This window comes from Bacillus sp. MYb56, from assembly GCF_002976445.1.
Lineage (GTDB): Bacteria > Bacillota > Bacilli > Bacillales > Bacillaceae_G > Bacillus_A > Bacillus_A mycoides.
Genome location: NZ_PCOH01000066.1, coordinates 1 through 9,346, shown reverse-complemented (window position 1 = coordinate 9,346; position 9,346 = coordinate 1). Strand labels below are relative to the sequence as shown.

Annotated in this window: 13 protein-coding genes and 2 pseudogenes; 6 read left to right on the top strand and 9 right to left on the bottom strand. The window is 33.0% G+C overall.

All coding sequences use genetic code 11. The features are described from left to right. Positions 1-1,690: thioester domain-containing protein (locus tag CQ058_RS29750; RefSeq protein ID WP_105590180.1), on the bottom strand; the 1,690-nt coding region annotated here is incomplete at its 3' end. A 502-nt stretch (positions 1,691-2,192) separates the two neighbouring features. Here CQ058_RS29750 and CQ058_RS29745 point away from each other — a divergent pair. Beyond that, positions 2,193-2,378 carry a hypothetical protein gene (locus tag CQ058_RS29745; RefSeq protein WP_002187150.1) on the top strand — a complete coding sequence of 62 codons (186 nt, stop codon included), beginning with the start codon at positions 2,193-2,195 and terminating at the stop codon, positions 2,376-2,378. A 570-nt stretch (positions 2,379-2,948) separates the two neighbouring features. Here CQ058_RS29745 and CQ058_RS29740 read toward each other — a convergent pair. The 3 genes from CQ058_RS29740 to CQ058_RS29730 all read right to left on the bottom strand — a co-directional run bounded on the left by CQ058_RS29740 (position 2,949) and on the right by CQ058_RS29730 (position 5,213). Beyond that, complete coding sequence (locus CQ058_RS29740; protein WP_002187147.1) at positions 2,949-3,338, bottom strand: hypothetical protein; 390 nt, start codon at positions 3,336-3,338, stop codon at positions 2,949-2,951. 277 nt (positions 3,339-3,615) lie between these two features. After that, positions 3,616-4,551, bottom strand: coding sequence for a DUF3994 domain-containing protein (locus CQ058_RS29735; RefSeq protein WP_002191429.1), 936 nt, complete (start codon positions 4,549-4,551; stop codon positions 3,616-3,618). Positions 4,552-4,586: 35 nt separating this feature from the next. Next, positions 4,587-5,213: a hypothetical protein gene (locus CQ058_RS29730; RefSeq protein WP_002193441.1), complete on the bottom strand. Its 627-nt coding sequence runs from the start codon at positions 5,211-5,213 to the stop codon at positions 4,587-4,589. Between the two features lie 346 nt (positions 5,214-5,559). Between CQ058_RS29730 and CQ058_RS29725 the strand changes: the two genes are divergently transcribed. Continuing rightward, positions 5,560-5,676: a hypothetical protein gene (locus CQ058_RS29725; RefSeq protein WP_002191427.1), complete on the top strand. Its 117-nt coding sequence runs from the start codon at positions 5,560-5,562 to the stop codon at positions 5,674-5,676. Between the two features lie 159 nt (positions 5,677-5,835). Further along, positions 5,836-6,159 (top strand): annotated as a pseudogene (locus CQ058_RS29720) (YxiF family protein); the annotation flags it as partial. A 47-nt stretch (positions 6,160-6,206) separates the two neighbouring features. On the opposite strand, the pseudogene CQ058_RS32575 reads toward CQ058_RS29720, so the two are convergent. Next, positions 6,207-6,430: pseudogene (locus tag CQ058_RS32575) on the bottom strand (N-acetylmuramoyl-L-alanine amidase); the annotation flags it as partial. A 172-nt stretch (positions 6,431-6,602) separates the two neighbouring features. On the opposite strand from CQ058_RS32575, the gene CQ058_RS29710 reads away from it, so the two are divergent. Further along, positions 6,603-6,944 carry a YolD-like family protein gene (locus CQ058_RS29710; RefSeq protein ID WP_002187255.1) on the top strand — a complete coding sequence of 114 codons (342 nt, stop codon included), beginning with the start codon at positions 6,603-6,605 and terminating at the stop codon, positions 6,942-6,944. Positions 6,945-7,195: 251 nt separating this feature from the next. Here CQ058_RS29710 and CQ058_RS29705 read toward each other — a convergent pair whose 3' ends face one another. The 4 genes from CQ058_RS29705 to CQ058_RS29690 are packed head-to-tail and all read right to left on the bottom strand — an operon-like array spanning position 7,196 to position 8,735. Next, positions 7,196-8,059 (bottom strand): GH25 family lysozyme, encoded by an 864-nt coding sequence (locus CQ058_RS29705; protein WP_002193438.1) that lies wholly within the window; start codon positions 8,057-8,059, stop codon positions 7,196-7,198. Further along, positions 8,059-8,283, bottom strand: coding sequence for a hypothetical protein (locus CQ058_RS29700; protein ID WP_002191424.1), 225 nt, complete (start codon positions 8,281-8,283; stop codon positions 8,059-8,061). Before CQ058_RS29700 ends, CQ058_RS29705 begins: the two co-directional genes overlap by 1 nt. A gap of 2 nt (positions 8,284-8,285) precedes the next feature. After that, entirely contained in the window at positions 8,286-8,567 is a 282-nt protein-coding gene (locus CQ058_RS29695) for a hypothetical protein (RefSeq protein ID WP_002191423.1), read from the bottom strand. A 54-nt stretch (positions 8,568-8,621) separates the two neighbouring features. Beyond that, entirely contained in the window at positions 8,622-8,735 is a 114-nt protein-coding gene (locus CQ058_RS29690) for an XkdX family protein (protein ID WP_078177489.1), read from the bottom strand. Between the two features lie 83 nt (positions 8,736-8,818). Between CQ058_RS29690 and CQ058_RS32570 the strand changes: the two genes are divergently transcribed. Together CQ058_RS32570 and CQ058_RS32810 are read left to right on the top strand one after the other, a co-directional pair. Beyond that, positions 8,819-9,022: a hypothetical protein gene (locus tag CQ058_RS32570; RefSeq protein WP_002191422.1), complete on the top strand. Its 204-nt coding sequence runs from the start codon at positions 8,819-8,821 to the stop codon at positions 9,020-9,022. A 12-nt stretch (positions 9,023-9,034) separates the two neighbouring features. Continuing rightward, positions 9,035-9,250, top strand: coding sequence for a hypothetical protein (locus CQ058_RS32810; protein ID WP_002187260.1), 216 nt, complete (start codon positions 9,035-9,037; stop codon positions 9,248-9,250). Positions 9,251-9,346: the final 96 nt, after the last annotated feature.

Sequence of the window (9,346 nt, the reverse complement as noted above, 5' to 3'; positions counted from 1 at the left end):
TTTCCAGATCACCTTTGATAAGATGATTAACTGCTAATAGCTCAATAATTTTTCCATGTTCCTTTATTTCGAACACAATTGGTTCTGTAACAAGAACGTAACCGTTTGGAGAAGTCTTTTCTACAAATGAATACTTACCATACGCTAGATCTTTAACGTTAATTTCGCCATTTTTATCTGTCTTATATTCGCCAATTACTTTTCCACTTGCATCTTTTAACTCGAATACTGCACCTTCTAATTTTTTACTAATATCTTCGTTATCTACTTTTAGTAGTTTTACACTACCTTTTACTTCGGTGTTTTCTACTGTAAAAGTCAGTGTTTTATTGTGCTCTTTAATTTCAAAAGGATACTTTGTTTTATTTCCAATATATCCATTTGGTGTTTTTGTCTCTAAGAAATAATACTTACCAAATGTAAGGCCTTCAACATTTGCAATTCCATTTTCTTTTGTTACTGCCTTTTTCACTTCTTTTCCATCTTCAGTAAAAACAGTGAATTCAACATTAGGTAGCACTTTACCTGAATCACTAAGTTTTTTTATTTCAATGTTCCCTTTTGCCTTGTTGTTTACTATTTGAACAGCCCCAGTTTCTCCAGTCTTAACCTCAATGGTTTGTGGTTTATCACCTAAAACATAGCCTGTTGGCGCTTTTATTTCTTTTACAGTATAAGTACCAATTGGTAGGTTATTTAATTCTGCAGTACCATCAGCACCAGTCGTGATTTTTCCAACTGATTCATTATTCGCATTAAAAACCTCGAATACCGCACCAGCTAATACTTCTCCACTTTCTCCAACTTTTTTAATTTTTTTAATTTTTAAAGAACCAGCAGCTTCCCAATTTACTGCAAGGTCACTACTAAGCTTTTCTTCATTTCTTTCTAATAGTACTGTAGCATTCTGAACAGTATCCGTACCGCGGTAAGCAATTGCTTGAACTTTTGTTAAGTTTGCAGCAACACTTAGATTAAATTCACCTGTTTTTGTATTTTTAGGGATTTGGATACGGAATTTCTCTCCAACTGAAAGCTGATCTTTCACTTCACCATTTTCACTAACAATTTTTATTCCATTAGGTGCATTTTTCGCTACTACTTTATAAGAACCACTCTTAGCATTTGTTTGTACTGTATATAGATTTGTTTCGAAGAACTCACCTTTTAATTCTGCTTTTTGTTTTTCAGCTGGGATAACATTCATATAAATATCTTGCGTATCCCCACTATTATTAGCAGCATTGATAATTGCCTTAGCCGCTTTTTCAACATTTTTATTCGCATGTTTCAGTTCATTTACATCAAGTTGACCTAATGCATTCCAAACTGCAAGCTGAGTCGCGTAGTGTGCCTCATTCTGATTAGCTACTCCCAACTGCTGAACACTTTTTTGTGGGAAACCGTTTAATAGGACCCTATATACTACATTATCTGTTTTCCCCATTTCAGGAAGATCTTCACCATTTGGTGATTTTAGTCCAAGAGTTAAGCAATAAGCAATTTGACCGCTTGAATTTTTAATAATTTCAGTTCGAATATGCTTACCTAGACTGTTACTATAACTCCAATCCATTGAATATTTCTCATGCGTCATAACCTCTGCACTAGCCCTTGGTAAAAACACATTAAGGAATAATGCCAGTACTGATAATAATGTAAAAACTCTTAAAATAACTCTTTTCCCCAATCTTGAAACCTCCCTAAAATAAATTAACCTGAGTATTTATCGAAATATTTAAATCATTCACGATCAACCCAATTATCATTATAAAACAAAAAATTACAAATATTAAACACTTTTGTCAAAATCGTCAGAAAAATTACACATTTTGATATTTCTCAAGCTTTTTAGCACATTATAACTATATACAGATTCCAAAAAAAGGACTTAATTAACAAAACTAATATGTATGTTAAGTATGTAAATACCCAGTTCTTTTTGCTCAAGTTATTAACCTTTTATCCAATGCATAGGTTCCTATCTAAATAGATTTTTTTGAATACGTTATGCAGTTTTCTAGGGACTATTTTTTGGTCCTTTCGTTTTTTACCATCTTCAAGTCCTGCAAAATCATAAGCTTTGCTATGTATCTTTAACAATCACCCAAATACGTATGGACAATTATCCAAAAATATACAGATAAATATAATATCGAGAACAATAGGATTAAGATAAGGAGTGACTGTCTTTGTATCGTCAAACATTTGAAGAATGTGTATGGGATTGCATTATGAAAGGTGGACATAGGTTTGAATGTGAAGATATATGTCGTATGAATCCATCTAGTGCTAATTTTCACGGGTACAACCCTCACTCAATACCAACAACATCTGCACCTATATCATCTTATGGTACACCTTGGGCTTACGGGTAAAACTCCTACTCACAGCCAACAATTTATTCTTCCATTTTCCCAATAGATCCAGAGTGCTACGCCCAGTGCATAAGGAATGGTCATAGTACCTTGTTCTGTCAAAATGCTTGCAGAGAGAATCCATGGTAAAAATATTTTAATTCAATAAATAAGTAAAAAAACTATCTTATCAAAGATGTTTTTTTATTTTCACACACAAGATTGTTACGAATTTAGGGCCTATTTTTTACAAATAAAAAAGATGACTCATTTCTGAGCCATCTTGAATAAATAATTCGCTATATTCTTAACTGTTTCCGCAGAATGTTCGTTTACAGCAATAACTTTAATTCCCCAAAATTCCTTCATTCCGACTTTCCTCTCAACCTTTTTAATACTCTTTTATTGAAAAGAAATTGAACGAAACAAATATCGTTCCTTGTCACTTCTGCAATAGATGATGCAGTTAACAAAAGCAAGGGTATCCTCTATTTCCAAGTATTTTTGAAAACCTAAGGAAAATACGGCCCCTATTATTATATGAATTTAATCTCTTTTTTCTCCACTCTTTACTTTTATTACGTTACGTTCTTAACAATTCGCAAATACATAGTATCCTTTTTCCCAGCGTTCTTTTAACCACCGCAATTTAAATTCCATGTTTGGTTCATAGGTAACAGCTACTTCCATCAGTTTATATTCCTCTAGAATTTCCAAACATCTATTTGGGCTCGGAAGCGTGCGTATAAACTTAATATCCTCATTCTCCAAAAAACCCCATACAATTCCCTTAAAATTAATTGGGAGTAGTTCCAATATCGTATCTCTACTTAATCCCGATGATTCTAAAAAATCTTGAAGATACGATAAGGATAAATATGTCCATGAAGTACTTTGATACTCCTCTCCCAAATTTAAATTCTTATCGCTATTAGTACCACTACATTCAGTATGTCTTATCGCTTCTATTCCCCATTTCATCTTTTTCCCTCACAATCATTATTCCCAGAATCGACTAATAAGTATTTTTACTAATTTATACCAGTTACCTTTAAACATCATAATGGACTTCTCTATTCCTTCTTTTCACATAATGAATATATAGGTAGCATGAACAAATCATATTTATTATCATCGTAGAAAAACTATAAAACACATTGATTCCTAAAACATCACAGAATAATAAAGCAACCATGCTTAAAAGCTAACGTAATTAGTTTCTTTGCTTTCATATTCATATGCTCCTATGATTGTATGATTATTTGCGTCTTTCAGCTGTTATTGTATTGCCTTTACTGTCAGTCATTTTTAGAGAACCTGCTCGTAAGAATTCAAGTTTATACTCTACAAATGCATTTGTATTCTTTGCATCTATCTTCTTACCGTCTTTTACAAACTCAGTAGGTAACAATGTGACTTGTTTCTTGTCTGCATCGAAAAGCCATGTTCCTGTCATGTGATTGTCTTCATAAGAAGATTTACCTGTATCATCATAAGCAGTAAATGAATTATCTTCACGGAAGTCTAACCCTTTATGGAATTCAGAACCTTTGTAACTACCCCACTCACCTAGTAACTCCTTACCGTCTTTTGATACTTGTACACTGTCATCATCAGAATTAGAAGTTGAAGGCTTATCGAACTGTACTCCTGTTTTCTTACCAATAGCGTTTGCTTGGTCTAATTGAGCGTCTTGAAGTGGTGCATAGCCTTTTTGCCAATACTCATTACCTTCTTTAATTAAGTCCATTGACTTTTGAGACTTATTTCGGTCTTCATCTGTAACTTTTCCTTTGCCTTTTATAATTTCAACTTGTAATGCATAGGCTTTACTGTAACAATCTACAGCTTTTAAGATTTCTTTATGTGAGTCTTCAAACTCTTTTGGCGGTTCTATTTTCTTAAACTTAGCAATACTTTTCTGTACCTCAGACTCTTCTTTCACTATCTCTTTTACTAAAGACTTTTCATCTTTGTCTTTATCCATTGCTAACTCAGTTATAACCGTAATTTTCTGTACTAACTCAGAAGATAAATTCGTCATACGTGTTGGGTACTTCTCTTTTGACAACTTCTCCTTCGTCTCTTCTTTAGACTCTACTTTCTCTTTCGGCTTTGCTTCTGTTTTATCAGTTCCACAACCTACTAACAACATGAACGGTACTGCTAATGTTACTAGTTTCTTCGCTCTCATACATCATACCCCTTATTCTGAATGAATTTTAATTATTAGTTTGTTTTACTTGCAATACTCTTTGTTGCTTCTTCGAATAACTTTGCACCTTGATGTGACTTTGTAATTGATTCTTTCAGTTTACTTTCACTCTCTTCACCTACTGCATCTGAAAGGAGTTGGAATGCATCATAGTATAAGTCCATTGATTCTTTTATCTTGTCATGCTCTGCTTTCAGTTCAGTTGGTGGTTCAAGATACTTTATTTTTCTTACATATGCTTGTGACCCACCTGTTACAAGTTGTATTTCACTCTTCTTTAAGCTTACTGATTTAATGTCTGATTTTGCTGAGTCCTCAATCAATCGTAGTGTTTCGTCTATTTTATTTGCATTGTCTAAAATATCTTGCTTGTATTTGTCAACTTCTGAACCAGTTACCTTACTAGAAGAGTTGGAAGAACTAGTAGAGTTAGAAGTACTTGACTTACTTGTCTCCTTATCTTCACCTTTCGCTATAGATAAGCTATCCTCTTTCTTGCTATCAGTTGACTTACTCTCTTTTTCTATCTTTTGCGTTTCTTCTTTCTTTGGTTCAGCTTTCTTACCATCAGTTTCAATTGTAATACAACCACTCAATAACATAACTGGTAACGCTAAACTTACTAATTTCTTTGCTTTCATGATTCCTAATACCCCTTTATTTGTAAAATTTAGTGCAAACAAGTTAATATACTTAACTAAGAAATTTTCCCCGAATAATTTCTTAGAAACTACTATCCATAGATTACCTGTATATTCATAATCTTTCTATATATATCATTTTACAAAGAATTACAAATATGGTCAAAGGTATTTATGTAGTCTTTAAAGGTAAATTTATTAGATGAAAAGAAAAGTTTTATTTTTAAACCTTTTCTAATACGATCAATTGTTCATTTTCTAACGAACAAATTACAAACGAAGGTTGAGTCGTGAACATCGATTCATCGTTATTACAACAAAACAAAGGTGAAGAGGCGGATCAATAATGAAGAAAATTAACCTACTTATTGCCGGGGTGCTAACTTTAGGGTTAGTCGCTTGCGGTACAGAAGAAACAGAAGTCAAAACAAAAAAAGAAACGAAGAAAGCAGAAGAACAATAATGCCAAGAACGAGAAAGATACAATAAAATAATAGTTGAATGGGAGTCCAATACATATTATTAAAATTAAAGTGGTTCTAGTCGGAGGAAGGCACCTTAGGGTGTCTTTTCTTTATTTTCAAAAGGACCTGCTCAATTAATACGTAAAAACATAAGGTAAAGTGAATCCATTAAAATTTTTGGTAGCACTGATTATGAAGAAAATGGAAGACTATCAATAACACTGTTAAAAGAAACAGCTAAAGCCATTAAATTTCCAGTTAATCAAGGGAGACTCTTTTTCTCTAAGGGTGGTAAATTTGAAGCAGTTAAGCTGAACATTGCTGAAGTATTTGATAATTTAGAAGAGTTATCAACCATATCAAGATTTCTAACTGGGTATGCGGATTTTGTATTAGTTGGTGATGATTTAGAATTCGGCGTATGTATTGAGAGAACGGAATATCATTATGAATTCAGTATGTGGGGATTAACGAAAATCTAAATTATGAAAATAGACAAAACCACCTTTTTGATAGGTGGTTTTGTCTACTATTTCACATACACATAGGCTTCATTTGCTGTTACATAGTATGTTTTACCTTTGCTATTGTGTACTTTATATTGTGGTGAGCCATTGACACTTACTTTCGCATCAATCATGAATCCTAATCCTATATCTACAGAGCCAGCAACATCTTTGTCTTGCCAAGAAGGGTATTAGTGAAACGTAGATTATTAACCTTAGCAACAACATGCTTACCTACAAAGGGACTCCACAGTAATTTCTCCTATTATATATATAAATCATGCTTAGTTAAATTGGTTTAACTTTATATGGAGCCAAAACCTCTAAAAACTTATTTTATAATTACATAAATAATCCCAATATATTTAAAATATGATATAATGATGCATTGATTACTAGTAATTAGGGGGATATACAGCATGAACTATACACATATGCCAAAAGGAATAGGAATGGTTAAGCGGACTCCATTCGCTTCGATACCGAATAAATTCATCGGTATTGGTAAGATTGTTAAAAAACAAACAAAAGTAGAGTGCCCTACATTAACCCAAGACGAACAAGAAATTATTGAAAACAAGTTATTATGTTCATTTCTTTCTGAAGAGAAGATATTGATTACTTATTATAGAGATGGTCATTTGCTTACTAGATCTGTGACTGTAACTGACATAAATCCGATAAAGAATTTAATAACTTGCACTGATGCATCTTATAACAGAATTTTCCTTAAATTTATAGATATAATTGATTTGAGATAAAAACATACAGTTTTTCAAATATATCCGGGAATAAAAATGAAAGAATCTTGTATTCTAGGTTAAATACAGATAGAGAAAAATTGTAAGTTCTTGTGAGAGTTAGCAAGATAAAGGCTGTTTGTTTATGTTTTGGACTGTCTGTTATGGTTATCGAATTTACAAATACAAAAGAGGAACAGAACTTAATAGAGAAAGCTAAGGAATCATTTAGATAATAGTTAAAGCCGCCCAATTAAGGACGGCTTCAACTATTACTTCACTTTGATATATTCGTAAAACCATTTATCTTCAGGTCGAGTATCCATCCACCAAGTAATTTTATCTAATTCTGTATTAGGTAAAACTTCGGTTTCGATATTGCATAACCCTGTAAATGGATCAGTAATAATTCTACCTTTCGTTCCTCGTTCAACCATAGCTTGAATCGCTTCGTATAGCAAATTAGTACCAAATCCGCCAGACTTAACGTATTGATAACCACCGTTAGAAACAGATTGTTCTAAGTGTTTCTCTCCTGTATACCAATCTAATGTTTTGTCACCTTGCAATAAATTAATATCCACTTTCCCAATACCATCAATATAACCATTATCGGTATATTGCCAGATATCACAAGGATAAGAGGGTTTCTTTTGTGGACGGCCATCATTTGTTCCATAGCGCGGTAACCAAATAAAATCAGCTTGTACACTTTGTAAATTATAGTCACCGTACATGTGATGAGCTACATAAAATCCTACTTTCCAACCTGCAGCTTTACATGTATCAATGAAAGCTGGTGATGCTTTTGCTAAATCATTAAGGTTACCTTTGCTTTTCATTGACTTTTTTGTATCGTCTTCCACATCTAATACAAGGAATTTAGCATTAGGATTTACTCTTGCTAAGAAGTCCTTAGCTTCCACAATTGCATCAGCTACTGATACAAAACATCCATAAGCATATGCCGCATGTGGAATACCGTATTGCTCTAGTTTCGATACATGCTCATTATATAAATGATCTACTAATTTCGAACCGTATTGTACACGACAAATAGCTAATTCAATTTGCGGTGCTGCTACATCCCAATTAATATTACCATTCCATTTTGAAATATCTACAATGTGTCCCATTATTGAACATCTCCTTTTTCATTTTGATCAGCGTCATCTCCATGACTTGTCCAAATGCCTAGTGCAATACCAAATAAATAAACAGCTTGCTGCACCTTTTCTAAATTACCTTCAAATCCAGTTACCCCGAACACTGATAAAATCAATCCAAGACATGAAAAGAGCGCAACCCATGTTTTCCAATTGCGCAAACGTTTTAAAATATTTTCTTTTGTAAGTGGCATCTTTAATTTGCCTCCTTTTCTAAAGTATCCAATCTTTTATGAGCTTGTTTAGAACTTTCTTCTACCCTTGTAATACGTTCACCAAGTACAATCATCTGTTTTTCATTCGCCTTTATATCAATACGAATATCATCAACGCCTTTGCTGATGTACTCTAATTTCGCGTTCGTTTCTGCACTTTGTTGGCCATCCAATTTAATGGACCTTGTTTTATTTAATGAATACCCAAAATAACTAATTGCAAGAGATAGCAATGCAATTAATAAACCAAGTTCAATTGTCATTTTTTCGCTCCTTTCAAAATAAAAAAGCCTACATTTCGCACGCTTTGAAGATGCTTATTCTGCTGGTTGATATGTTACACCAGTAATCAATTCATATTGCTCCAGCGTAATTTTCCCTCTTCTTACAAATACCGCTACATCTTCATTTGATAGGAAGAAACTCGTTATAACTCCTCCTTATGGTAATTCTTCTTGTAAATCCATTCATTTAAATGTATAATTATATAAAAATTTGAATCGAGGTGAAAATCATGAGAATTTTTAGTTCATTATTGATCTCTACTATCTGTTCAACAATCCTTTTAGTTTGGAATTCCCTTTCTTTCTATACTGGATTCACAACAGGACATACATACTACTGGGTTAACGGTATCATAGCCTTGATTTTCCTTCTATTCTTTGTCTTAAATATGCGAGATATCATAAAGAAAAACTACAGAACATCAGGACAATAGGAGTTGATACATATGTGGGAAAGATTTAAAAACTATAAATATTCCTCAAAAGAATTAAAGTTCATGCTTTGGTTATTTGGTATTACTTGTTTTGTACACTCAGTCGATTTCTTTGGCGGACTATTTTCTTCCGAGTTCCTTTGGTTTAAAGGGCTTTGTGCTATAGGAGCATTGTTAGCTTTTATGGATGTTAAGCGACAAATCAATAGGTACAAGATAGCGTTGTAAAAGGAGCCATTGTAGGTTCCTTTTTCTATGCAAAATAAAAAAGCAGCTGTTAAGCTACTTTGAATTCTTCTTATCCCCAAATGAAATGATATATAT